The organism is Halorhabdus amylolytica (genome assembly GCF_004944975.1).
Classification (GTDB): domain Archaea; phylum Halobacteriota; class Halobacteria; order Halobacteriales; family Haloarculaceae; genus Halorhabdus; species Halorhabdus amylolytica.
Map to the genome: position 1 here is coordinate 56,619 of NZ_SPQG01000005.1, position 24,279 is coordinate 80,897.

Annotated in this window: 29 protein-coding genes and 1 pseudogene; 5 read left to right on the top strand and 25 right to left on the bottom strand. The window is 61.5% G+C overall.

Going from position 1 to position 24,279, the window contains the following annotated elements; genetic code table 11:
* Positions 1-81: 81 nt before the first annotated feature.
* From E3374_RS08490 to E3374_RS08550, 14 genes are all read right to left on the bottom strand, one after another.
* Positions 82-393 (bottom strand): hypothetical protein, encoded by a 312-nt coding sequence (locus tag E3374_RS08490; protein ID WP_136688656.1) that lies wholly within the window; start codon positions 391-393, stop codon positions 82-84.
* On the bottom strand, positions 390-2,294 hold the full coding sequence (locus E3374_RS08495; protein ID WP_136688657.1) for an ATP-binding protein: 1,905 nt from the start codon (positions 2,292-2,294) through the stop codon (positions 390-392). The genes E3374_RS08490 and E3374_RS08495 overlap by 4 nt, the downstream gene beginning before the upstream one ends.
* Before the next feature lie 130 nt (positions 2,295-2,424).
* Complete coding sequence (locus E3374_RS08500; RefSeq protein ID WP_136688658.1) at positions 2,425-3,948, bottom strand: hypothetical protein; 1,524 nt, start codon at positions 3,946-3,948, stop codon at positions 2,425-2,427.
* Positions 3,945-4,778 carry a hypothetical protein gene (locus E3374_RS08505; RefSeq protein ID WP_136688659.1) on the bottom strand — a complete coding sequence of 278 codons (834 nt, stop codon included), beginning with the start codon at positions 4,776-4,778 and terminating at the stop codon, positions 3,945-3,947. The genes E3374_RS08500 and E3374_RS08505 overlap by 4 nt, the downstream gene beginning before the upstream one ends.
* A complete protein-coding gene (locus tag E3374_RS08510; RefSeq protein WP_136688660.1) occupies positions 4,768-6,747 on the bottom strand; it encodes an MFS transporter in 1,980 nt (659 codons plus the stop codon). Before E3374_RS08510 ends, E3374_RS08505 begins: the two co-directional genes overlap by 11 nt.
* Complete coding sequence (locus tag E3374_RS17150; RefSeq protein ID WP_169051809.1) at positions 6,748-6,912, bottom strand: hypothetical protein; 165 nt, start codon at positions 6,910-6,912, stop codon at positions 6,748-6,750.
* Between the two features lies 1 nt (position 6,913).
* Positions 6,914-7,396 carry a hypothetical protein gene (locus E3374_RS08515; RefSeq protein WP_136688661.1) on the bottom strand — a complete coding sequence of 161 codons (483 nt, stop codon included), beginning with the start codon at positions 7,394-7,396 and terminating at the stop codon, positions 6,914-6,916.
* A complete protein-coding gene (locus tag E3374_RS08520) occupies positions 7,389-7,814 on the bottom strand; it encodes a hypothetical protein (RefSeq protein ID WP_136688662.1) in 426 nt (141 codons plus the stop codon). The genes E3374_RS08515 and E3374_RS08520 overlap by 8 nt, the downstream gene beginning before the upstream one ends.
* Before the next feature lie 69 nt (positions 7,815-7,883).
* Positions 7,884-8,177, bottom strand: a complete 294-nt coding sequence (locus tag E3374_RS08525; protein ID WP_136688663.1) for a hypothetical protein — start codon at positions 8,175-8,177, stop codon at positions 7,884-7,886.
* A complete protein-coding gene (locus E3374_RS08530; protein ID WP_136688664.1) occupies positions 8,174-8,767 on the bottom strand; it encodes a hypothetical protein in 594 nt (197 codons plus the stop codon). The genes E3374_RS08525 and E3374_RS08530 overlap by 4 nt, the downstream gene beginning before the upstream one ends.
* A 49-nt stretch (positions 8,768-8,816) precedes the next feature.
* On the bottom strand, positions 8,817-9,203 hold the full coding sequence (locus E3374_RS08535) for a hypothetical protein (RefSeq protein WP_136688665.1): 387 nt from the start codon (positions 9,201-9,203) through the stop codon (positions 8,817-8,819).
* Between the two features lie 55 nt (positions 9,204-9,258).
* The gene (locus tag E3374_RS08540; RefSeq protein WP_136688666.1) at positions 9,259-9,702 is read right to left on the bottom strand and encodes a hypothetical protein; all 444 of its coding nucleotides are present in this window, start codon (positions 9,700-9,702) and stop codon (positions 9,259-9,261) included.
* 6 nt (positions 9,703-9,708) lie between these two features.
* A complete protein-coding gene (locus E3374_RS08545; protein ID WP_136688667.1) occupies positions 9,709-11,187 on the bottom strand; it encodes a hypothetical protein in 1,479 nt (492 codons plus the stop codon).
* Positions 11,188-11,329: 142 nt separating this feature from the next.
* Positions 11,330-11,542: a hypothetical protein gene (locus tag E3374_RS08550; protein WP_211194932.1), complete on the bottom strand. Its 213-nt coding sequence runs from the start codon at positions 11,540-11,542 to the stop codon at positions 11,330-11,332.
* Between the two features lie 168 nt (positions 11,543-11,710).
* Between E3374_RS08550 and E3374_RS18075 the strand changes: the two genes are divergently transcribed.
* Positions 11,711-11,875, top strand: a complete 165-nt coding sequence (locus E3374_RS18075) for an AbrB/MazE/SpoVT family DNA-binding domain-containing protein (protein ID WP_169051810.1) — start codon at positions 11,711-11,713, stop codon at positions 11,873-11,875.
* Positions 11,872-12,561: a hypothetical protein gene (locus E3374_RS08560; RefSeq protein WP_136688670.1), complete on the top strand. Its 690-nt coding sequence runs from the start codon at positions 11,872-11,874 to the stop codon at positions 12,559-12,561. The genes E3374_RS18075 and E3374_RS08560 overlap by 4 nt, the downstream gene beginning before the upstream one ends.
* Position 12,562: 1 nt before the next feature.
* Here the strand turns inward: E3374_RS08560 and E3374_RS08565 are convergent, their stop codons facing one another.
* Both E3374_RS08565 and E3374_RS18080 read right to left on the bottom strand, forming a co-directional pair.
* Entirely contained in the window at positions 12,563-12,997 is a 435-nt protein-coding gene (locus E3374_RS08565) for a hypothetical protein (protein ID WP_136688671.1), read from the bottom strand.
* 3 nt (positions 12,998-13,000) lie between these two features.
* Positions 13,001-13,186 (bottom strand): DUF2188 domain-containing protein, encoded by a 186-nt coding sequence (locus tag E3374_RS18080; RefSeq protein ID WP_136688672.1) that lies wholly within the window; start codon positions 13,184-13,186, stop codon positions 13,001-13,003.
* A gap of 209 nt (positions 13,187-13,395) precedes the next feature.
* Here E3374_RS18080 and E3374_RS08575 point away from each other — a divergent pair, with 209 nt between their 5' ends.
* The gene (locus E3374_RS08575; protein ID WP_136688673.1) at positions 13,396-14,406 is read left to right on the top strand and encodes a Cdc6/Cdc18 family protein; all 1,011 of its coding nucleotides are present in this window, start codon (positions 13,396-13,398) and stop codon (positions 14,404-14,406) included.
* Here E3374_RS08575 and E3374_RS08580 read toward each other — a convergent pair whose 3' ends face one another.
* The 3 genes from E3374_RS08580 to E3374_RS08590 are packed head-to-tail and all read right to left on the bottom strand — an operon-like array spanning position 14,407 to position 15,546.
* Positions 14,407-14,856 carry an HVO_A0114 family putative DNA-binding protein gene (locus tag E3374_RS08580; protein WP_211194934.1) on the bottom strand — a complete coding sequence of 150 codons (450 nt, stop codon included), beginning with the start codon at positions 14,854-14,856 and terminating at the stop codon, positions 14,407-14,409.
* 21 nt (positions 14,857-14,877) lie between these two features.
* On the bottom strand, positions 14,878-15,216 hold the full coding sequence (locus tag E3374_RS08585) for a toxin-antitoxin system TumE family protein (protein ID WP_211194938.1): 339 nt from the start codon (positions 15,214-15,216) through the stop codon (positions 14,878-14,880).
* 42 nt (positions 15,217-15,258) lie between these two features.
* Positions 15,259-15,546: a type II toxin-antitoxin system HicB family antitoxin gene (locus E3374_RS08590; protein WP_136688675.1), complete on the bottom strand. Its 288-nt coding sequence runs from the start codon at positions 15,544-15,546 to the stop codon at positions 15,259-15,261.
* Positions 15,547-15,819: 273 nt separating this feature from the next.
* On the opposite strand from E3374_RS08590, the gene E3374_RS08595 reads away from it, so the two are divergent.
* Positions 15,820-16,095, top strand: coding sequence for a hypothetical protein (locus E3374_RS08595; protein WP_136688676.1), 276 nt, complete (start codon positions 15,820-15,822; stop codon positions 16,093-16,095).
* Between the two features lie 44 nt (positions 16,096-16,139).
* On the opposite strand, the pseudogene E3374_RS08600 reads toward E3374_RS08595, so the two are convergent.
* Positions 16,140-16,403 (bottom strand): annotated as a pseudogene (locus E3374_RS08600) (ArsR family transcriptional regulator); the annotation flags it as partial.
* A gap of 536 nt (positions 16,404-16,939) precedes the next feature.
* On the opposite strand from E3374_RS08600, the gene E3374_RS08610 reads away from it, so the two are divergent.
* The gene (locus E3374_RS08610; protein ID WP_136688795.1) at positions 16,940-17,947 is read left to right on the top strand and encodes a tyrosine-type recombinase/integrase; all 1,008 of its coding nucleotides are present in this window, start codon (positions 16,940-16,942) and stop codon (positions 17,945-17,947) included.
* Between the two features lie 544 nt (positions 17,948-18,491).
* Here the strand turns inward: E3374_RS08610 and E3374_RS08615 are convergent.
* The 5 genes from E3374_RS08615 to E3374_RS08635 form a co-directional block, all read right to left on the bottom strand.
* Positions 18,492-18,764 carry a hypothetical protein gene (locus tag E3374_RS08615; protein WP_136688678.1) on the bottom strand — a complete coding sequence of 91 codons (273 nt, stop codon included), beginning with the start codon at positions 18,762-18,764 and terminating at the stop codon, positions 18,492-18,494.
* A 99-nt stretch (positions 18,765-18,863) separates the two neighbouring features.
* The gene (locus tag E3374_RS08620) at positions 18,864-20,093 is read right to left on the bottom strand and encodes an MFS transporter (RefSeq protein ID WP_136688679.1); all 1,230 of its coding nucleotides are present in this window, start codon (positions 20,091-20,093) and stop codon (positions 18,864-18,866) included.
* A gap of 136 nt (positions 20,094-20,229) precedes the next feature.
* Complete coding sequence (locus E3374_RS08625; RefSeq protein WP_136688680.1) at positions 20,230-22,011, bottom strand: hybrid sensor histidine kinase/response regulator; 1,782 nt, start codon at positions 22,009-22,011, stop codon at positions 20,230-20,232.
* A 299-nt stretch (positions 22,012-22,310) separates the two neighbouring features.
* Positions 22,311-23,084, bottom strand: a complete 774-nt coding sequence (locus E3374_RS08630; RefSeq protein WP_136688681.1) for an SDR family NAD(P)-dependent oxidoreductase — start codon at positions 23,082-23,084, stop codon at positions 22,311-22,313.
* 116 nt (positions 23,085-23,200) lie between these two features.
* The gene (locus E3374_RS08635) at positions 23,201-24,274 is read right to left on the bottom strand and encodes an asparagine synthase C-terminal domain-containing protein (RefSeq protein ID WP_136688796.1); all 1,074 of its coding nucleotides are present in this window, start codon (positions 24,272-24,274) and stop codon (positions 23,201-23,203) included.
* Positions 24,275-24,279 lie beyond the last annotated feature (5 nt).

The following is a 24,279-nucleotide window of genomic DNA, read 5'->3' on the forward strand; positions in this document are numbered from 1 at the left end:
GGAGGCGAGCGGGCACGCGGCCGGTCGAGCGGTCGCTCGTGTCCACGTGCGACTGCGCCTCTCTGCGCGCTCCCAACCGGATCACGACATGCTCACCTCGCGCTTTTCGAGGTAGTAGTGAAAGACGACTACCACGGCCATCCCGGCCAGGATCACGGGGTTCTGAACGGCCAGCGGCCACGTCAGTCCGATAACCGCGAGCATCCCCAGCGCGGTGACCATCGCGCCAGAGACGAGGATCGAGACGGTTCCACCGCCGGATGACTGTTGCATCCGGACGCTCGGGTCCTCGTCAGACCGGATTCGCCAGGCGACGACCAGCACGAGGTAGACCGCGATCGCGGTCGCGAGGGCGAATCGGATCGGCGTCTGGTGCGGGATCGCGTCGATCATAGACCAACCTCCTCTGCGGAGACGCCGGACGCATCGCCGAGCGCCGCGTTCGATTTGGGTTCGATACCGATGTCAGCGAGTGAGCGTTCGATCATGGGAGTGACTGCGTCGACGTCCTCGATGGTAACCGTCGAGGCAAACCGGACCCGTGCGTGTGCTTCGGCGAGACGCTGGAGAGCGTCGAGTTTCCGCGCCGTCACGGGCAACGGCGGTCCCTCGTAGTCGCCGGACTGTTCGATCGCGTCGGAGTAGCGACTCGGCAGATCCGTCTTCAGATCGACGTACCAGTCTTGCATCCGCTCGCGAGCAGCCTCGGACGCGACCGGCCGCACGCGCTGCTGGGCGGCCGCGAGGTACGCCGCGAACGCGTCCGCGTCGATCTCGCGCGTTATATCGCGCGCGTCGACGTCGTCCCCGCGGTCGAGTGCGCCCGCGTTCTGTCGGGATTCGACGACCGTCTCCGCGACTTCACGTTGCTCGGACTCGTCGAGGTCCTGCCTGATCGTAAAGATCAGATCAAACCGTGACAGGAGCGGCGACTGGAGTTCGACCTCGTCGACGAAGTCCCGCGTCGGATCGAAGTGACCGCCGACCGGATTCCCCGCCGCGAGCAGCGCCGCCTGGGCTGGGAGTGTTGCGTTCTTCCCCGCTTTGCTGACGTGGACTTGCTGAGACTCGAGCGCCGTGTGGAGTGCGTCGAGGTCCTCCGTGTCACCCTTGTCCAGCTCGTCGACGATCGCCAGCCCTTCGTGAGCGCGGACCAGCGTCCCTGCCTCGATCGACCATTGCTGATCGGAGAAGTCGTCTTTCGTCAATGACGCCGTCAAACCAGCCGCCGACGAGCCAGTACCGTCGGTCTTGACCGAGCGCGGAACGACGTCACTGATCGCCTCCAGGAGTAGCGTCTTGCCGACGCCAGGATCGCCGATCAGATAGACGTGGCTGTCGCCTCGGTGGTAGTTCCCGTCCGGACCAGTGCGAGGGAACGATCCGATGACCTGGAGGACTAACGCTCGCTTGACCAGCGGATAGCCCTGAACCGAGGGAGCAAGCGAGTCTGCCAGCAGGCCCAGCGGATCCGGATGCTCTTTGATCCGCTGGATCGTCTCCGCGTACCCCTCGACATCGAGATCGTCAAGCGCGCGCTCTTCAGTCTCGATGCCGTGGGCGACGAGCATCCGCTCGTGGACAACGTTGCCCTTCCGGGTGATCGGGACGAGTTCTCCGACGACCGTCACTCGTCGGCCGCCTTCGATCGCACCGTGGCCCGGCAGGTCATCGTGGACGTGCGCGTCGATGTACTTCGTCTCGCCGGCTGCCTCCTCGGGCGGTTGCTGGATCCGGATCTTCTGGTAGTCTTGCCACTCGGACTGTGTCTCGTTGATCCGGAACGGGCCTTTCATCTCGCAGCCCTGGCACTCGTGGGGCTCGCGGATCAACCCGTAGTCGGGTTGGGAGAGTCGAGTGAGCGTCCCGCAACGGACACACTCGAACGCTGCCCGATCCAGTCGTGGCTCGACTTCTGTCCGCTTGGTGATTTGCCCGCGAACCGCGACAGATCGGCCGATGTACCGCGATGGGCTATACGTTCCGACGACGTGCGTGTGTTCGCCGGGCGCGTTCACGAACCGGACGCGCGCCATGCCGAGTCGACGGACGTCGGCCTTGAGGTCGGCGTGCTCAGGATAGGCTGCCAACGCTTCTTCGGCCGCGTCAGTCGAGTCATCCGGACGTGAGATGACGTTCTCTGCGAGTCCTGGCGCAACCTTGTCCAGCGCGTCGAGATCCAGCACGAGCGTTCGCTCGTCCGGATAGGACTCCGCGAGATCCTGCACCTCATCGTGGGCGATCTCCTCGATCGCATCGAGCCACTGCGTCGATGGATTAGTACCGACGCTCACCGTCGATCACCTCGGACGAGTCGGGGGTCGCCCCCAGATCGGGCGGCCGGGGGAGCGTTCGCAATCTGAGTCAGATACGCGCGCGTACAACTGACCTCGATTTTCCGAGATTTTCGGGCCGATTCCGGGCTCACGCCGGCTCACCCCCGGATTCCGCCTCTGACTTAAAGCCCCGATCCGGTTTGGGAACTCGAGCGACCTCGATCTCTCGCTGGTCTGTCGTCGACCGCATCTTCACCACTCGAACCCTACCCTGATCGGCGAGATCATCGACGAACTCCAGGTCTTCAACCGGAGATTCGAGGTCCTCGATCACCTCTGCTCGCGTCACGTCGATCTTCCCAGTGCCTGGCGCTTTGACGAACAGCCGATGATCCGACTGATTTTGCCACTCTCCGAAGATCGAGTCATCGAACTCGACGCTCGGGGTCGGTTCGTCGCTTGACTCGTCGGTTTCGACTGGTTCGACCAGCGTCACTCGGAGCCAGCGCTCGTCATCGACACCGTCGACGTCGATGTCCGACCAGCCGAAGCGCGTCCAGCTGTCGGTCTTGCCGTCCTGGTAGCAGAGGCCGAGACCGGGATCCTTGTCGGACATGAACTCGCTCTTCATACCGACCGTGCCGAACCCGAGCGGGATCGACGAGGCCCGTGACCGACGGGGGTTGGCCCGCCCAGGCATACAGATCCGCCACTCGAACTGCCGCCGGATCCGCGGCGCGATCGTCTCTTCGTGATGAGCGAACCAGACCATCGAGAGGAGCCGCTTCCTCGAGGACGCCCACAGCCCACGGAGGAGTTTGATCTTGTCGCGTAACCGATCGCCGGCGTCGTTGCTCGCCTCCCGCGGGAAGATGTCGTTCGACTCGTCGGAGATGAACGTCCACCACTCGAAGGGGCCGTATTCGGTCCGAGCGAGCAGGAACGCGAACCACCAGTGCGTCTGTGGGGTCGAGACCTCGCCACCGTCGACGTCCGACTCCGACCGGAACGGGAGCGATCCCGGCACCCGGTTGGACCGTTGCGTCTCCTCTTCGCACCCGCTAAAACTCGGATCGGGATAGACGACGTTGAACGAGCCCTCGGGCTGATCGCCCAGCTGGTCGCAAAGATCGCGGACGTCCTCGTAGCGCTTGACGTCTCGGACAACATCCTCGAGGTCCTCGATCTCCTCCCGAAGCGTGTCCGCCTCCTCGTTCATCCAGACAGCATCGACGTCCGCGTTCTCTGGGAGGAACAGCGTTGTCCAGTCACGATACGGGAGCCATCCAGAGCGCTCGCGAGACCCGCGCCAGATGACCTTTTCCCCGCGTTCCATCTCGACGGCAGAGATGTTGAGTGCGAGTGTCGTCTTGCCTGAGTCCTTCGGACCGGCTACGAGACAGTCCGCCCCCTTGCTCGAGGACGTGATCTCCGGGTCCCGCTCGTGGATGAGCATGTCCGGATAGGTCATCCGATAGCCCTCTCGATCGCGGAACGTGTCCGGATCGAGGGGACTGATCCCGTAGCGCTCCCGGATCTCCTCAACGTCGGTTCCCCAGTACTGGGGCGGACGCTGTCCCTGCACCCGCTCCGCCTGGATCGTCCGCTCTCCGTAGTCGTAGCCGTCGGGCGGCCCGCGTTCGATACGCTCTGTATTGGTCGATTTGCTCATGTTCCTGGCGTGGCCTCCTGGAGACTGCCCTGATCGCTCAGTTCACCCGCGCGGAGTTCCCTGGCGGCCGTCGCGAACGTCGGCAGCAGCTCCGCGATCGCGAACCGAAGTCGGTACATCTCTGCGTCCCGATCGTCACCGACCAACTGACCGACAGCGTATTCGTCGCTCATGATGTCATCCGCGTAGTCCTCCTCGAGTTCGCCGTACGTCGCCGGACTCAGCGAGTGTAACCACTGCGAGATCGCCGTCCGAGAACCGAACCCCTCAAACAGGGATCCGAGAGCATCCGCCTGCTCGAGATCCAGCCGCACGAATGCCGGCCGCATCCCGACGTTCGCCTCTCGCTTCGGGTCGATCTGGCGCCAGTCCGGATCCGACTCGGCCGGGCCAGTGGCTCGCTCCGACGCGCGATCTCGGAGATGGTTGTACGCTCGCTGGCAGGCGGGCGCGACGATATGATCGACCAGCTGCGAGCGGTACGCTCGCGACTTGTCGAGATCGCCCAGCAGTCCGGATAGGAGCGTCCGGTCTCGCTCCAAGTCGATCGCCGGCCACTCCTCAGCGACGTATCCGAACGTGCGGACGGCGATCGCCTGCCACCACATCACCGCCGTCGTCCGAGTTTCGATCCCCTCGATCAGCGCTGGGAGGCGCTGGGTCGATCCCGAGGGCAACGTCCGAGAGTGCCCGCCACGATACACCAGCTGTCGCTGCTGGAACTGGAGGACGTCCAAGGCCGCACGAGTCGTCCGGCGGACGCGATCGCCATCCTTCTGATCGTGACTGGGAGGGGACCCCCCGGATGCGGGTGGGGTGTCAGTCGCCATGACCTACCCCCTCGTCGACGTCCGGATTGTCGACATCAGCGCCGGCATCGCGACGGTCGTCACGGAACGCCCCACGATCGACTCCCGTGATCCGTTCGTTCATCCGCTCAGTGACCGTCGCGTCGCGCTTCTCGGCCGCATCGAGGATCTCCTTTTGCGTCTTCGCCCGCTCGTCGTACTTCGCCTGCCGCTCTTCCTCGAGCGCCATCGCGTCCGCGTAGCCGACCTGGCGAGCCGTCAGCATCCCCTCGACATCGGACCAGTGCTTCGGTGCGACATCGAAGTCAATGACCGCGTCGCGAGCACGGATCGACATGAGCAGCGTTGGGAGCAAACCCAGACCGATTGCGAGTGGCTGGATTCCAACGAGCCCCATCACGGTCGCGAACAAGACACCGAACCCGAGCGCACTCTTCGCGAAGAACAGCCAGTTCGGCGTCTTCAGAGCCTGAACAATCGGATGGGCGTCTTCGTCGGGCTCGGTCGTCAACGGCGGGTCGAACGATAGAGTCGCTGGCTGGAAGTGGACCAGTTGTTCGCTGTCCGGATCCAGATCCAGAAACAGATCGATATCACTGCCGTCCTTGCCCTTCTCCGTCATCCGCATCTTGTCGACCGGAATCGTCGCCGGCTCTGCCCAGACCCGGGCAATCGCTGCCTGAAGTCCCCGCGGGACGATCTTCCACCGGCCGCCCTCCCGGACGATCGGTAGTACCTTCTGGTACCGGTACAGCGACTCCTGGAAGTCCTTGAAGACGCCACGAGGCGAGGAGTGCTTGCGGACCTCAACTTCCGCGTCAGCCGGCATGTCGTTGTCCGACCAAGGTTTGATCGGAGCGACAGACGACCGAACTGTCTCGATCAGTCCGCTCTTCGGATCATCTGCTTCCCCGTCAGCGCCTCCGTTGCCACCGATACGGGACCCTCCGTCGGCCCCCAGGTCCACCAGCAGATCGTCAGCATCCGGCACCAGATCTTCTGCCGCCCACTCGCCGATCGGATTGTAATCGCTGTTCCGGAGGCGATCCGCGTCCGAGAGGTAGTACTTCGTGAACGCGAGCGACTGCACGCGTCCGCTCGCGGTTGCTATCCGACCGACGAACGCAAGCACGCCCAGCCACGCGCCCATGATCCACGGCAAACGAGCGAGGATCACGACGATGTAGTTGAGCCAGGCCGTGAGAACGATCAGCCCGCCGATGCCGAGAACGATCGCCCAGATCACCCACGGGTATCGCGGCCCGCGTCCGATCCGATCGAGCGTTTTCTTCCCGCCGATCAGTCCAGCCGGAATTACGATCAAGCCCGGGATCAGCGCCGCTTGCGCCGTAAACCACCACGCGTCGCCCAGAGAGTCGATCGACGTCCCTTGCATCGCCGGCAACGAGTCGTGAGTGAACCGCCACTGGGCACCGTCGACCCGCTGCCCGTCGATCTCCAGCCACATCGTTGCCTCCCAGTCACCGTTGTAGTGCGGCTTGAGGTCGATCTCCGTGAGACCGCGGCCACGCGGTAGGTCGATCGTCTTCGTCTGGACTGACTGGTTGGCGGCCACCGAGACCGATCGAGTGCCCGACTCGGACTGTATCTGTTGTGACCCCTCTTGCCAGTAGACGATCTTGAGCGTCGCCTCCTCTGTGTCGACATCACGGCCGAACCGGACGGAATACAAGTCGATCTGATTCGTCCGTAGCTCGGCTCCCGGATCGAGGTACTGCCAGCTGGTCTCGAACGGATGGGCCGGCGTGTACCGGACCGCAACCTGCCCCTCCCAGCCGAGTGAACGGACCGATGCAGGTGTCTGATCCGACTCCGGGGCGGCGCCGTACGATCGGAGTTGCTCGAGATCGTACTGGCCCGTCGTCGTATTCGCCGTCTGGGTCTGGGACTGCCCGCTCGCGACCGGCACGATCACCGCGGCGACCGCCAGACCGACGAGTGCAACCACGAGGATGCGACGCTCGTCCATCTAAATGGGCACCCCCAGAGACTCGGCCGTCTCGGCCGTTCCCTCGACGACGATATCGATAGCCGACAAGATCAAGGCCGGCCGCAACACCGCGAGCGCGATCACCGCGCTGGCGAGGAGCAACAGCGCGATCGCTTCCGGGTCGATCTTGACGAACATCGCCACGTCAGAGCACCTCCGGGAGTCGATCGATGAGCAGGATCACGACGACGACCAGAGCGATGCCGGCGACATCCGACACCGATAGCGGCCACGCCAAAGCCGTGCAGAGGAGGCCAGTCCAGGCCATCGCCCACAGCGGGACCATCCCGGGGATGAGATGCCGAGAGATCCCAGACCGGTATCGGATCTCGTCGTCGATCTCCTCGAGACTCCGGACGCTCGGATGGATTCGCTCGAGGCCGTCAAGCCACCACGGGAGGCCCGACAGGACGACCCAGACAGAGATCAGGACACGCGGGACCAGCGAGAACTCCCCACTGTATCCAGGGCGGAGCGTGTATATCGCACCCGCGAGGGTTAATGCGCCGATCAGAATCGGCATTTTCACGTCCCACAGATCTCGCAGGGAGATACCTCCGTCCTTGCGGGACTCGTACGCCAGCCGGTCGACAGCCGACTCTCCTGGGGCTTCGATCGATTCAGGCATACTCGATCACCACTCCGAGGCCGACGACGATCAGCGCGCCCACGAGGAACGACGAGGCCGTCACCGCCAGTTGGCCGGAGAGCCCGAAATAGCCTAATCCCGTGACGACGAACGAACTGGCCAACACCGGGGCTTCCGTCACTAAGCCACCCCAGACCTCGCCGCCGAGCTGGGCGAGTTCGCCCATGAACTGGACGACGATGCCCAAGAGGACAACGACAAACACCCGCATCGTCGAGAGGATCCCGCCGGACACCTCCTGAACCCGATCGCCCGCGCGTTCGGCCGTCCGATCAACTGACTCTCCCTCACGACGGTCCCGTAGCGCACCGTACAGCGAGTAAGCCAGTATCGGGAGCGACAGCACGACGACGCCGACGATGATCAGTGTTCTGGGGGTTGTCGGGACCTCAAGCACGGTTCCTCACCCCCGTTCGGAGTCGATACAACTGCTCGGATCGGTACGTCGAAATCGAATGTGTCATGGTTATAACCTCTCTTGGACGCCGTCTATCAATCGATTCAACCGGAGGACGCCGTACAGCGTGGCTGCACCGACCAAGACCGCCGTGCCGATATGCGTCGGAATCCAGGGCACGTTCGGCGCGATCGTCGCACCGAAAATGCTCGACAAGGAGAACCAACTGCCCGCGTAAGCGGACAGGTACCCGATCAACGGATCCCAGATTCCGCCGAGATAGCTCATCGCCAGCGACAAGGCTGCGAACGGGTGGACGGCCAGCCACAGCAGGCTCTTCGAGTCGTCTCTCTCAGTGCTCACACGAACCACCCCTTGATCTTCGACAACGGCGACCCCAGCGAGCGGAGAGCCATCGGGGCCAGCGACCCGATCGTGATGACCAGGCCGTATCCCACTGCGAAGATCGCGGCCGCCCACAAGAGGACAACCACGATCGGACCGAGTGGGCCGGCTGCCTCAGCCGCCTGCTGGGTGAGTGCCAGGTAGCCCTCGACGAGGCTCAAGATCGGGATCATGATCGCATTGAGCAGCGACATCTCCGGGACCTGTGGGGCGTTCGAGCCCGGTACCGAGGCGAGCGGGCCGACGATCACTCCCGCAAGATACCCCGGGATATCCACGAGCGAGAACAAATCCCACGTCTGGCCGCCGAACAGTGGTACGTCGCTGTCAGGCGTGTACTCGAAGCCCGCCATGATCATGATCGCCGCGAACAGCATCCGGTTCGCCGAGAGGAACCAGCCTGCCGCCGTGCTCAGGAACAACCCAGCGACTGCGCCGGATGGGTTCCTGAAGAACGCCTCTGCCGTCGAGAGCCAGTCGGGTTTGTTGAAAATGCTGAACCAGCTAGTCCCGCCTCCGCCACCACTTGGATCTGGAGGAGACGGCACACCAGTATCCGAACCTGGGTCACCATCTCCTGGAGACGTGTTCGCCACGTCAGAGCACCTCCCCGATCGCGTACCAGACGGCCCAGCCGCCGACGAAGACGACTGCCATCATCCCAAGTGCGACGTATCCGGGCTGATCAGCCATCCAGGCGGTCGTGTTGTGGACTGCGATCCCGTAGATCGAGCCCATGTCGTAGCCATCTCCATCGGAGAAGAACGACACGAACAGACCGATCCAGTCCAATGGCGCGGCAACGAGATCGGCGAACGCTATTGCCTGTCGGCGGAGGAACCCGAGGACCCCCGTGACGACCGCGGCGATCCCGCCGAACGTCGTGATCTTGAACATATCCCCGAAGGCTGGGCGAGGGTTGTCCTTTTCTTCGAGGCTATCAAGGCCGTCCCAGTCTTTGACGAGGTCATCACTGTCTACCATGGCTGACGCACCCCCGTACCGCACGCGCGCCGTTGGCTGGGGGTCGTCAGCATGGCTACTCGTCCTCCCCACCACCCCAGAACGGGATGATGTCACCGACGAACGGTGCGTCAGAGTCAGTGACGTTCTGGCCCAGCTGGAACAAGTACCAAGCGATCCAGACCAGAGCGATCGCGATGATCGCGCCTGCGATCCCTTCATTGCCGACTGCATCGGCTGACGCCTGGAAGCCACTATCAACGACCTCAGCAATGCCCGCGGGCAGGGCAGCCAGCAAATCCCCGATCGCCGATGTGACCTGCGAGACGATGTACCCGAATCCGACACCGAGCGCACGGATCGGATTATTGAGCAGGTACGTGAGGGCGATATAGATGCTTCCGACCATCGCACCCAGGAACGACGTGATCGACCCGTAAGTCCGGGCTTTAGAGATGAACGCGCTTGTCTGTGGCACGTTCGTGTTCTGGTCGCTCCAGTCGCCACCACTACTGGACATGAGGAGTCACCCCACCAGATTACGGAGACGAGTGACCACGATACCGATCGCGCCGACGATACCACCGATGATTGCCCCGAACGTCGCGGAGATGCCGCCGTCCTGCTGGGGCATCACCGCGCCACCGCCACCGGCCTCCTGCATGTTCGTTTTGATCTCGTCCCACTTGTCCTGCGTGTAGCGATGCTCTTCGTGAACGACGATCGTCTGGCCGGGCTGGATCGTATCGTCGAGGACGACCCGCTGTCCCTCACTGTCGAACTGGGCAGTCCGGCCGACCATCGATCCTAGATTGTCGAACTCAGTATCACCCGCGCCCTCGATGTACTCGACAGCCACGTAGCGGTCGCTCGGGTGCTGCTGGGTCTGGGTTAGCTCGAGATCAGCGTGCGAGAGGTCGTACGCCGTCGGCACTTCGAGCCGATACCAGTAATCCACGGAGACATCGTAGCCGGGATACTTGTCCGTCTCCGTCGCGTTGATCTCGATGTCTTCTGCCGGGAGGTCAGCCGCTTCGTGCTGCACCGGGATCGATAATCCATGCACGATCGCGCTTGAGAACGCATCCCCGAACGTCGACAGCGAGTGGACGTCGTACGGTCCCGTTGGCTCTTCGATGACTTCGGTTTCGAGTTCGTCATCATCGTCTGAGTCGACCCGTTTCTCACCGAACGTGTACGGTGACATCGCTTCGGCGTTGATCAACGGCATCTGCGTCACGACGTCACCGTCACTAATCCGGACCTCCAGCGCCTGGATCTCGCTCAGCGTCCCGTCACCGCTACCCTCGACAGTCCGCTGACCCAGTTGGACCTGGAGGACGTTCCCCTCTCCGGTCGCGTTCGCGAGAACGCCATCGTCCGTCTCCTGCTTGCTCGTATCCAGTAGATCGACAGCGACGTAATCGCCGTCAGCGTCTTCGACGCGTATCTCCGCACTCGCCCCGCTGGCGGCTGTCGTCACGTCCGACGCGATCGATAGGTACCGTTTCTCAGCGTCGCTCGTGATCGAGACATTCGAGTAGCGGAAGATAGCCGTGTCCCCGCTGGTCATGCCCGTCGCCGAGACCTCGACTGCGTCGACGTTCGATGCTGTCGACGAGTCAGAGATGGATGCTGTTACTCCGGACGGTTGCTGGCTGACCGTCCACTCGCTTCCATCGAGCGCCGAGGCCGAGTTTTCCGTTTCGTCGCTCTTGCGCGGGAACTTGTTGAAGTCATCGACAGCGAGATCAGTCGCCGTTACACCATACGGATTGTCGACCGACTCGTTGACGTCCGCGTTCGGAGCCAAGAGATCCCCCTGGTTCCCCTCGTACGTCAGCGGATCGTCCCAAGAGAGATTGTACTTCTGGATCGTGTACGACCCCTCGTTGATCGTCGGATTCGCCGCACCGGAGTCAGCAGCGAAGACCGCTGTTGCCGCGCCAGCCATCGACGAGAGAACGACGACAGCAGCCGCCAGAACAACGAACGATCGTCTCATCGATCGCCTCCCTTGTGCGTGGTTGTGGATTCAGTACGCGATTCGTGAGTTGTGGAATACATCGGTGAACTGTCTGAAAATCCCCGTTTGCCGGCTGGAGAATGCCGTGTTTGATACTGCCGAGACTCCCGAGATCGACCAGTCACGAGTGAACCAACTCCCGAATCCCGTCGCCGAGCGTCGCGATCGTGATCAGTGTCGCGCGGCCCGCCTCTGATCGCGGCTCACGGGAGACGCCACGCAACTCGCTCGCGGACATCTCGTCAGCATCGATACGACCGATATCGTGCCCGTTTTCAGGGTAGTCCGGCCCTGGAAGGCCAGTTCTCGATTGACCCATTGTTGCCCCGCGCATTATGCGCGGACGCGAGGCCATGCCGGACAGATGGTAATAAATCCGAGAAAAATAGCTATTGTATACCTATTGTATAGTTATTGAATAGGTATTGTATACCTATTTCCTACCAATATGGATAGGTGTTCACAGGCAATTCTTAATATCAAGGCTACAGATGGATGCACTATGCCACATAAAAACGCCCTTGCTCGATCCGTGTCCTCTTCAGGAGACAGCTACTCGATTACTCTCCCGAAGGCGTGGGCACGAGATCACGACGTCGACGAAGACTCCGAATTGAAGATCGCCGAGATGGAGGATGGACGAATCACCTTTGAGATTTTCGAATGAACCGACGAACGTTTCTCTCAACGTCTCTTGTAGGTATTTCTGTCCCAGGATGTCTCGAAACAAATAAGAACACAAATAGTAGAACTAGTCAAACTTCTTCGAAAGGATCACCAGTTCAAACAACCAACCATATCTCAGAATCAGACACCGAACAAATTGGATCTGGTGAACCAACAGTTCAACCTACGAACTCGGCGACAAATGCAAGATCAGTCCTTAATTTCGGTGAATGGGCTCAAATACGTACTGTTGGGGTAAGGGTGACATCAGTGAATGAACGTAAAAAAATCCCACTCAATACGACCCGGGAAGATATTGACATCTGGTATGAAGCAGAAGGGAAGTTCATACTTGTAGAGTACGTGGTGAAAAGATTAGTTTCTGGGTACTTTGAACCTCCAAATAATTATTTCGGTGTGGTTTATGATGGTCAGAAATGGCAGAATAAACTCCCTAGTGACGAAGACGCTCAATATGAGAAAAAAGGCACTGTGTCAAATGTCGATTACTATAGTTCCGGATTGAAACGACAGCAGACCATAGCTGACGAACTTGACAAAGGGGAAAAAGCAAAAACCTGGTCATGGGTGGCAGTACCGGAATACGTTGATCCGAAATCATGTTCAATCGGATGGTGGTGGTCAGAAGCTGACGGCGGGAAATGGCAGGCACTTTGGACTCAGTGATTCACTTTCCCAGCAACTTCTTGAGAACATAGAACGGCAGTACGATCAGCCACACCAAGAACTTCAGTCCGACTATCAGAAGCCAAATCATAAATCGAAACGGCATGAGGATCAACGCGCCGATTGGTCCTGTAGAGCCGATTGTGGACGGCCAGCCCGTAGCGACTTTCGTCGCGGAGGGGAGGCTATTGACTGCACTTGCAGGCGTGAATTCCGTTGAATTCCCGCTACTTGTACTCTGACCGCTTGACGAGAGATCCCCATTCAGCGAGTCGGCATCGACTTTGTGCTCGAACTGGTTGCGGACATCGCTGACGTACTGTGGACTACAGTCCAAGCGGTCGGCGATCTCCTCGTTCGTTAAATCCGGGTCTTCTACCGCCAGCGTCAGGATGTCCTCCTGGAGGCCGGTCAGATCGACTTCGACGTTCGGCATCGATCAATAATTCCGACGGTCTTGAACAGTCCCGTCAGCTTTGTGGATGACAAGCGTGTCACCACTGCCCGCCTCACGTTGCCCCGCAGACACGGCCGGACTCTTCTTCCGGTGATTCGAGATGACTGAGCCCCCTTTCTTCTGGAGTCGCCACTGATTGCCACTTGGAACGACATGGTATTCCGTCATACCCGGCCATCTCACCCGGATTCAACATAAAGTTCTAGGTTTTACTGAGTTTGTAGAATTCCTCGGATTCACCGCCCATTACGGCAGTTTAGAACTATTTGGTATTCAATATGTTCCGTACCGCCTGTGTTAGCTACGCGCTGGGACCAATTTCACTTTCATGCTGGTATTCACTCACGGTTTTATATCCCGGCGATGGACGAGAAATCGTGATCACAGACGCTCGTGCTTTACGACCGGAGTTCGTCCCTCAGGACCTGCACCATCGCGACGGTCAGATCGATCATCTCTCGTCGATTCTTGACCCGGTCACCTACGGAGAGCGAGCCGAGGACATCTGTATCTACGGTCCTTCTGGCTCGGGCAAGACGACGATCGCGAAGTTCGTCCTCAGACTTCTCGAGGCCGAGACGCTCGGCGTGCGCTGGGGCTACGTCAACTGCATGGGCGACACCAGTGGCGCGGCCGTCCTGTACGAACTCGCTCGTGAGCTTGGACTCGGTGCTGATCTCCGTCGCGAGGGGTTTTACAGCGGTGTTGCTCTCGATCGCATCCGCGAGAGCGATGACCAAATCATCGCCGTCTTGGACGAGGTGGACGTCCTCGACGATTCCCAGACGCTCCTCTCTCTATACGAAATCCCGAACCTCTCGATCATCACGATCACGATCGACGAATCCGACTGGCTGGCCGAGCTGGACCCGCGCGCTGAATCGCGCTTCCAAAGTGCAGAGTCCGTCCACTTGGAGTCGTACAGTTTCACCGAGTTAGTCGACATCCTGGAGAGTCGCGTCGAACACGGGCTGATCTCATCTCGCGTCGACGACTCGGCGATCGAACGGATTGCCGATCTCGCCGCGGGCGACGCTCGGCACGGGATCGCGTTGCTCCGACGCGCAGCTCGGCACGTCGAAGAGCAGGACATGCGCTCGCTCACGCCCGCGGTCGTCGACGCGATCGTGGACGAGGCCGAGATGGACATGCGCGAGCGTCGCGTCCGCTCGCTTGGGACCCACCAGCGGATCCTCTTCGAGATCATCGAAAGCGCTGGCGAGATAAAGAGTGGCGAGCTACACGAGGAGTACGAACGGGAAGCCCAGCACCCGAAAGCGAAGAGTACCCGTCGGAAGTACCTCGCCAGCCTCCAACGCTACGGGTTGATCGAATCCGAGGGATTCGGCCGCGGGACGGTCTACTGTGCGACATCCACGACGGCGTGATCACGGCGCAGCGGTCGCCGTATCGCCAGCCTCTGGATCGAACGGGAGGTTGATAGTAAGCTCATCGAACCAGACGACTGGACGCTTGCTCTGGCCGTCTTCCTCGAAGAAGATGATACCCAGCTGGGCGAGTCGAGTGAGTTCCTCGTGGACGTTCTTCACGTCTCGATCGACGACACGAGCTGCTTCGTTGATACTGGTTGGCTCTTCCCGACGGATCGCTTCGATGAGATCCAGGACGCGCGGGGTCAGGGTCTCCAGGAGATCGTCGTAGCTGGTGAACGAGAGAGTCGGCGCGGAATCGACCGCATCATCCTGGGCGAGTGCCTCAAGATCCTCCGTGACGTCATCATGGAACTCACTCGACGATTTCACAGTCACGACGAGCGTTGATTCCGCCCGAAGCTGTTCGCGTTCCATCGGGTGCAACGGCGGCGTAGTATCGTTCATGGGTATCACCGTATCGTGGTCTCAATCGACCTCGAACTCGGATTTCGGGATCTCGCTCCAGAACCGTTCCCAGAGTTCGACCATCCCGGGGAATTCGATGATCTCTGGATCAGGGTCCGGTGCGACGTGCAGTTCGTGTCCTTTCGTATCCTCGTGTGAGTTGTCGTACCGACGGATCGTGCCGTCGGCGAGCGTCCGGGGTGGGTCCGGCTCCGTCGCACCGTAGTGGAGCTTATAGGCCCACCCGGACGAGTACGTGTCCCGATCGGTCCGCATGCAGAACACACGGACGAGCGTTCCATCGGGATACTTCTCCACCTTGCTCACACCATCGAGATCATCGCCGGTCCACGAGACCATCCTCATCTATTGGTCTATGGGCCAACGGTATAATACTATTGGTCAGTAAGCCAACGGCGAAAACAACTCAGACGGTTCGGTCGAGACGTTCGACGCCGGGTCGATGCCCAGCTCTTCGAGATCATCCTGGCTCGGAGGGGTTCCCTCGCCGTCGATCCCGGCCAAGGCTTCGTCGAGGTTTTCGAGTGCTGCTTCTCGGGTCGAGCCCTGCGACGTGACGCCGGTCGAGACCTCTTCGGCGATCCAGACGTCCGCGTCTTCACCCCGGCGAAGCGTGATCTCGACGGGGGTGTTGTGATTGCCACCCCGTCGATCGACGTCCGAACTCATAGCTAAACCAATAGTTGGTTGACGCATAAGGTTTGTCCGCCTGCGTCGTCGCGTCGCGAACCCAGATATTCGCGTTTCCGTTCGCTTTCCGTTCGCGAGAAAACCGCCAGACGGCAGTACTTCCGTTCACTTCCGTTCGTCTTCCGTTCATTCGGTGATTTCGAGAGTTTCAGACGGATCTCGCTGTCGATTCTGACCGCAAAATCGGCCGTCTTTGACTTCCGTTCGCGGGGGTGCATTAGCGCCTTTACAAGACGCTGTCTCCCTCCGCGTATGCAGCGCTCGACGAAGCGACCTGACCGTATCGAGACCGAGAAAGTCGCTGGCGAGAAGACGAAACTCCGGATCTGGCACTCGGATCCCGAGTATCAAGCCCGGATCGAGGTCGAGCGCGAGGAGAAATGGCAGTTCGGGATCGACGAGGAGAGCGTCGCGACGCTCCTCTCATCGACTACCGAGAGAGATGACCTTGCTGGCGAGCCGGAGATCCCCGATTGGCTCTCCCAATCGCTCGCTGAGATGGGTATCCAGGGGGTCGAATCGGCGTGATCGTCACGAACACTCGCCAAAATATCTCAGGACGAGAGTTCGTCTTCCAGAAACTCGCCGAAATCGTCGACAGAATCGTATTTATCCCGGTACTCAACAGCAAGTCGGCCGAGATCAGTGATCTCATAGAGGCCCGAGTTCTCGGCCGGCCCGACTTTGCGAACCAAGTCGTAGTCCTCAAGCTGAGGCAGTCTCACGTTCACATGCGATCGGCTTTTGTCGATTTCCTTCCCAATGTTTACGGCCACGTTTCGGCCGTCTTGGAGGCATTCGAGGATGAGGAAATCAGTAGGGCGCTGAAGCTTCACGTCTGTGGTCTTATCGGTCACAGTCACAGCCTCCGTCCTTCATACTTCTTACAAGAGATGGTAATTACTAAAAGTTGCATGGTATGGCTGTTACCAGCGGTAACTATTTGTGGTTGGAGTAAGCATCGGCTAGGCGAGACCGACGCGGCACTCGAAGGGTGTCCCTACCCGGCTGAAAAGCAGGGTGCGACACCGTGGATCCAGCACGGTGCCGCGTCGGTCACCAACGACCTATGCAAGCCAACGAACCCCGACCTCAAAAACGCTGCCGTCAGGACGCGTCGCCAGTCAACCAGCCGACCGAGTGCCCGCGCTGCGGGACGCCGCTCGTCGCGATCACGACGCGCGGCCCGTCGACTCACGAGGCCCAGCCGTGCGGGTGTCTCGTCGGATCCAGTCAACTGCTGCTCAACGACCAGTCATGACTGCAATTTCGTCCGATCACGACCGCGATCGGCACGACGACCCGAGTATCGACTTCGAACTCAAACGTTCCAGCGAGACGGAGGCGATCGGGCGTGAGTGACCTCCAACCGATGGGTCCCCAGGAGGCCGTTGAACTGTATCTGGATGCTCGTGAGCCCGAACTCTCCGAGAAGTCGCTCCAGAACCAGATGTACCGGCTTCGGAGCTTCGTCGAGTGGTGTGAGTCTGAGGATATCGGGAACTTGAACGACCTCACTGGTCGCGATCTCCATCGGTTCCGCGTCTGGCGAGCGAACGGAGAGAGTGACCGATACGAGGAGGTCAGCGCGGTTACACTGGTCGGCATTCTCCAGACGCTACGGAAGTTCTTGGAGTTTTGCGCCAGCGTCGATGCCGTCGAGCAGGGGCTTCGCGAACGCGTGTTGATCCCCGAGATCGATCCGGAAGACGAGTCCAGCGACGAGAAGCTGTCGACTGACCAAGCGAAGAATCTCTTGGAGTATCTCAACCGATTCCAGTACGCCAGCCGGGATCACGTCATCATCGCGATCCTCTGGCATACTGGGATTCGGCTGGGCAGCCTTCGAGCGTTCGATCTCAAGGACTTCGATGCCGAGGAGCAATACCTTCAGCTCCGGCATCGTCCGGAAACTGGTACGCCGCTGAAGAATGGAACAGCTGCGGAACGGAAGATCGCTGTCGGCGAGCACTACGCTCAGGTGATTGACGACTATATCCACCATCATCGGTACGACGTCGTCGAGTCGTCTGGACGGGAGCCGCTGATCGCGAGCCGACAGGGTCGGCTGACTGAGGCCCCGATTCGACTGACTGTGTATCGTTGGACACGCCCTTGCATGATCGCTGATTGTCCCCACGACAAGAGTCCAGAGAGTTGTGACTGGATGCGTGATAACGCAAGGGCGAGCCGTTGCCCCAGTTCGCAATCCCCTCACGGTGTGCGCCGTGGGGCGATCACTCAGCATCTTCGTGACGGCGTCCCCGAGGAAGTCGTCACCGATCGGATGAACGTCTCGTCGGACGTTCTGGATCAGCACTACGACCAGCGTTCCGAGCGCGAGCGCATGGAAATGAGACGCGAATTCCTTGACAACTGAAACATGATCAACTCATTCCCGCCCACGAACGACATGCGGACCGCAGCGAATACAAGGGCATTCGCACCCCGCCGAGTCCATTGTTCTGTCGCTCGCAAATCGCGAGCGACGCGCTTCTGAATGTCCGAGGCGGGATTTGAAGTAGAGAAGACGCAGCGTCGAGCGTAGCGAGACGACCGTCTTCACGTGGTTCAAATCCCGCCGTCCTCGCGAGCAAGTCGAGCGAGGGCTCGGAAGACGAACGGAGTGAGTCTTCCGGTGAGTCCACTCGACCCACTTCGTTCGTCTCGTTCCCTCGGCGACCCTCGCGAATCCTTCGGATTCGCTCAGTCCTGAGGGACGCTCTGCGTCTCTCAACCTTCGCGGCGACAATGTCGCCGCTCAGTCCCGCTATCTTCGTGAATAGCGAGGGAGCTTGCTCCCTCGAACCATTCGCGCGACATTGCCGCGCGAATACGAGTCGAACGAAGGCTCGGAAGGCGCTCTCCGTTCACAGGGCCACATTCCCAGTAGTAAAGACGGTTGCCACACTGCGAAACGACACTCACAACGAAACGAGCTGTGCCAGAAATATCACGGTTAGCGCGACGGACAGCGCGGCCATTCCGTACGTGAAAAGCCCCCACTCCGCCGGGTTTTGCGTCCCTTCTTCCGGATATCGTACCCCAACGAGTCCGCCGGCCAGGATCGATAGTGCGACGCCCAACTGGCCCAGCGCGGTCACGTCCAGTCGGAACTGGGAGACGACCACGTACTGGGCCAGGAGAACCAGCCCGCTATAGACGAAACAGAGCGTGACGAACCGCGCGGATCGCATATGAGTGAAACTCACAACCAAGCCGTATATTCGTGACGCAATATACGAACGCCGCCGAAACGCCGTTCGCGTCGTAGACAGCGAGATCGGTCGTTTCCGTCACCCGCCGAAGACCTGCGTCTCGGGCAGTTCGAGTTTCAGGAATCGCGGGAGAGCCACGACGACGATCCCGGCTTCCAGTACACCGACAGTCAGGAACGCGGGGGCGTACCCGATCGCGGTGGTGAGGACACTCCCGACGACCATGCCGGCGAGAAAACCCAGGTTACCAAAGAGGTTGAACCCGCCCATGGCGACGCCGCGATCGGTTGGCCCCGCCAAGTCGCCCACCAACGCCATCGTCGCCGGGGAGATGAGTGCACCGAAGATCCCGAGGACAACCATCAATCCGCCGGCCATCAGCGGTGTCGGTGCAAAATACACCGCCAGGATGGCGATCCCATATGAGAACGACCCGAGTACGATCGGACGTTTCCGACCCACAGTGTCCGAAAACACACCCAGGGGGTACTGCAGCAGGGCGAAGGGGGCGAAAAAGAGACCAAGCATGATCCCCGCTGCAGGGGCGTCTAGCCCGAACGTGTCCCGGAAGTACGCCGTCCCGATCAACGCGAAAAAGCCCGCCGTGAGTCGGTCGACGAATCCGAAGGCGAAGGGATACCCGAGTGCCGGGCTGGCACGTACTCGCTCGACAACCGACCGCAAGCTCAACTCGTGACCCGATGGTCCCCGGTCTTCGAGCCCCAGCGCGAGGAGTCCTGCGAGCAACAGGCCGCCACTGGCCACCCACAGTGGGAGGACGGTTCCGATGGCGGACAGCCCACCGCCGACGGGCGCGCCAAGCGCCGTCCCCAGGCCGATAGCGATCCCGGCCGCCCCCATGTTCCGGCCGTGTCCCCCGTCCAGATCCGTCAACATCGTCATCGCCAGCGAAAAGGCAGCCACTGTCAGTGTTCCCTGGAGGAACCGGAGAACGAGGACACCCTCGAAAGAAAGCAGGCTGTTGCCACCCAGGACGGCGATCGCTGCGTAGCCGATCGCGCTACCGATCGCCCCGAAGACGACGAACGGGGCGCGACGACCGACGCGGTCACTCAAAGCGCCCCACAGCCCGGCAAAGACGACGAACGCGAGGAACTCGACGGCCAAGAACCAGGTGCTTGCGTCGAGCCCACGCGTTGCGCCGAGTCGCTCGACAAGGTCAGCAACGCCCGGATAGAGGAGAACTTGCGCGAACAGTACGACGAAGATGACGAGCGCCAACACGGTCCGGTCCGGGTGAAGTGACGGTACGTGGAGCCGATCGCGGAAAGGATCCAGGCCGGCCATCACTCGATCTTTGGTGATCGGTCCGAAAATAGGCGTCGCTCGCGGGAGTGGCGATTGTCGACGGTCCGCGGATGTCACGGTCGTTCTTCGGACGCCTGACCGTCGTCGACGTGCCGTCTCACTGGGATGGCGGGGCTCAGGTCACGTTGACGTCAGTGAACTCGAATCGCGCGCCGCCGGACTCGCTGTCGGTCACGGTCACGTCCCATCCGTGGGCGTCGGCGATCTCCGCGACGATACTGAGACCGAACCCTGTCCCCTCGTCGGTCGTCGAGTAGCCGGCCTCGAAGACAGTCTCCCTGTCCTCCGGCGCGATTCCGGGACCGTCGTCGGCCACGAAAAAGCCGCTTCCCTCGTCGACGTCGCCGACGGTGATCGTCACGGTCGAGCCGCCGTGTGTGACGGCGTTGTCGATCAGATTTTCGAGTAATTGGGCGAGTCGGTCGGGGGCCGCCCGGATCGTGACGTCCGTCTCGACCCGCAGGTTCGCTTCTTCCGTCGGGAGAACTCGCCAGCGTTCTTCGAAAACAGGGCGGAGCGCGACGGGTTCTACCGCCTCGACCGGCTGGCCTTCCCGAGCGAACGTGAGGAGGTCCTCGATCAGTGCCTCCATACGATCGAGCGCGTCCGAGACGTTCGCGAGGTGGTCGCTGTCACATTCCTCGGCCGCCAGGGTCAACCGTCCCGTCGCGACGTTCAGGGGGTTTCGGAGGTCGTGGGCGACGAAGCTGGCAAACTGATCGAGACGCTCGTTCTGTCGCTGTAGCGTCCGCTCGCGCTCCTTCAACTCGGTGATCTCGTGGGTGACGCCGACGACACCCTCTATCTCGCCGTCGATCCGGAACGGCGTCAGCCGGTACTCCAGGGCCTCGTGGCCGTGACCGGGGAACTCTCCGTCGACTTCCCCGTGGACCTCCTCGCGTTCGCCCGCGAGCAGTTCGGCGAAGGGATCGTCCGTGTACTGTGCCCGCACCTTCGGGAGGAGATTGCTCTCCCTCCCTTCTAGTCTCTCGCGGGTGGTACCGTAAAAGTCGGCCAGGTACTCGTTGACGAGCGCGAAACGGCCGTCCGCGTCGTAGATACAGGCGGCCTCCTGCATGGTGTTGACCATCCGCTCGTAGCGCCGAAGTTCACGTTTGCGTTCCACCTCTTCCGTCACGTCCCGCGCTGAGGCGACGAACGCGACGACCGACCCCGACTCGTCGGTAACCGGCCTGACGGTCCCCGAGAGGACATACCGGTCCCGGCCCGGCGGCGATCGTTCGATCTCGAACTCGACGTACTCGCCGTCCGCCACGCGCTGGGTGAGTTCCCTCGCCTCGGAGCGTTCGACCTCGCTCCACCACGGCGTCTCCCAGAAGGGCTCGTCGATCACGTCCTCGCGATCGGCGTCGACGTAGGTCATCGTCGTATCGTTGATCTGTCGAATTCGGCCGTCCGGGGTGACCACGGAGATGAGTTTGTCCGGATCGTCGAAGATAGCTCGGAAGCGACGCTCGGCCTGTCGCTGTCGGACCCGTGCACGCCGTCGTTCGACGGCGTTCTCGATCCGGTTGGCCAGAATCGCGTACTGATCGACCCCGCCCCCCTTCTGGAGGTAATCCGTGACGCCCGCGGAGATGGCCTCGCTCGCGATCTCCTCGCTACCCTTGCCCGTAAAGAGGATGAACGGAAGATCGGGATAGTCCTCGCGCACGGTTTCGAGGAACGCGATCCCATCCCGACCTGGCATCTCGTAATCGGAGACGACGCAGTCGAAATCACCCCCGTCGAGCTGTGCCAACCCGGTCTCGGCGTCACTGACCGTCTCGACGGTGAGGCGATCCGACTCGTCCTCGAGCAGTTCCGCGGCCACCGTCGTGAACTCGACATCGTCGTCGACGTGGAGCACGACCATCGAGTCGGTCGGGACACTCATGACTGATGAATCCCTGTCTGCTATTCTCACACGAGATATATAAAGACCAACGCCACAGCAACGACCGACTGGACCGTCTCAGGACGGCCGCTTCCCCCGCGAATATCAGTCCATTTATATATCCTGTAAGGAGTTTCGTCGCTGGTCGCGAGTCAGTCAGCTCCGAGAACGGTTCGACCAGTCTGGTTTTCTCGAAGGCTGTCCGTTCCGTGCGGGTCGCGAGCCCGACGCGACGTCGACGTCGTTTCGACTGTGATTCGAGACGTCGCGGCCCGGGGAACACTGAACCCGACCGTCCGTCAGCGACCGGTGAAGCCGCTGTCGACCGTCAGTGCCTCGCCGTTGGTGAACGACGCACCCTCGGAGCAGAGCCACAGCACAGCGTCGGCGATCTCCTCGGGCTTGCCCAGACGCTGCTGGGAGTGCATGCCGGCGATCTGATCGTGCATGTCTTCGTTGGTGGTGATGCCGGCCTCGTCGAGCAGCGGCGTCTCGATGAACCCGGGACAGATCGCGTTGACGCGGACGTCTTCGCCAGCGTACTCCCAGGCCGCGGTCTTTGTCAGCCCGAGGACGCCGTGTTTGGCGGCGACGTACGCCGAGGATCCCTCGAAGCCGACCTGCCCGAGGACCGAAGACATGTTGACGATCGCTCCACCGTCGTCCTGGTCGGTCATGACGTCGAGTTCGGCCTTCAGCGCCCGCCAGACGCCGTTCAGGTTCACGCCGATCGTCGCCAGCCACTCGTCCTCCTCGACGTCACCAGCGTAGGCTTCTGGCCCACCGATCCCAGCGTTGTTGAACGCGATATCCAGTCCTCCGAACTCGTCGACTGCGGTCTCGACCATCACCTCGACGTCGTCCATGTCGGTGACGTCGACGTGGACGAAAACGGCCTCGCTGTCCGTCTCCTCGTTGATCTCGCTCGCCACGTCTTCGCCGCGCTCGTCATCAACGTCCGTGACGACGACGTTCGCCCCGGCCTCGGCGAACTGGATCGCCGTCTCACGTCCGATACCCGACGCAGCGCCGGTCACCACTGCGGTCTTGCCCGCAAAATCGTAGTCTGCCATTGCGGTCGTAACTACCCATGGACCGCACTTGACCCTGTGAGTGATTCCCGTAATCCGATAACTGCCGACACGCTTTATGAGAGATGGGCGTCCGGAAGCTGTTTTCCCCGGCACGTTCATCCGACGAGCGACTCGACGTACTGCGTGACGTGATCGTCCATCCGCCGTTTGAACCCCGACTGCCTCGCCAGCCGGTCGAGTTCGCGGGCGACCAGACTGCCGTACTGGAGGGCTTTCTTCTCCCGGAAAGCCACTCGATCCGGCAGCCACTCCCGAGCCGCCAGTCGGAGTGCGTACTTGCGCTCGTCACGATCCGAAACCAGTAGCGTCCCGGGAAGTGACAGCGCCACACGCACGACCCGATCGTCGAGCAACGGCGCGACGGGTTCGACGCCCGCGTCACGTAGCGCGAGGACATCCCGTTCGAGTTGTGCAGGTAACGAGCAGAGTACCTCTCGGCGGGCACCGCGTACCGTGTCGGCCTCGACGCGGGGATCCTCGGGCGCCCCGGCCACCTTCGCGTAGCCGCCGAATAGCTCGTCAGCGCCCTGGCCGACCGCCAGCCGCTCGAACCCGTCGGCTACCGCCCGTTCGGCGATCAGATAGAGCGGCAACGCGATCCCGACGTCCATGGCGTTCGTCCGGCCCGTCGCCCGGACGACCGCCGGGACGGCGTCGACGAGCGTATCGTGGTCGAGTTCGACGACGCGAACCTCGCGATCGAGTAGCCGGGCGGATTCCCGTGCCGCTTTCACGTCGTGACTGTCGGGAAATCCCGCGACGTACAGCGGGACGTCCAGCCGGGCGGCCAGAAGTGCCGAGTCGACGCCGCCGGAGAACGCGACTGCCAACCCGTCAGTGTCGACACTCCCGAGGGATGCGTCGATCGCCTCGCCAAGTTCCGCGACCGCCGGCGATCCGCCACGAACAGGATCGGGAAGCGACCAGACTTCCCGTCGGGTCTCGTCCGGATCGACGACGTGACCCGCGGGCAGCGGCGTAGGATCGGTCAGATTCGTTCGGTCGAACGCCCACTCGTCGGGGTCGTCGCCCTCGAAAAAGAGCGGCTGGCGACCGAGGACGTCCCGGACGAGACGGCCGTCGATCTCGCCGGCGAACCCGCGTGTCCCCGGAAGCGACTCACCTGTCTCGATCGCCGGTCGGACGATGTCGGGGTCACCTCCTCGCAACGTCG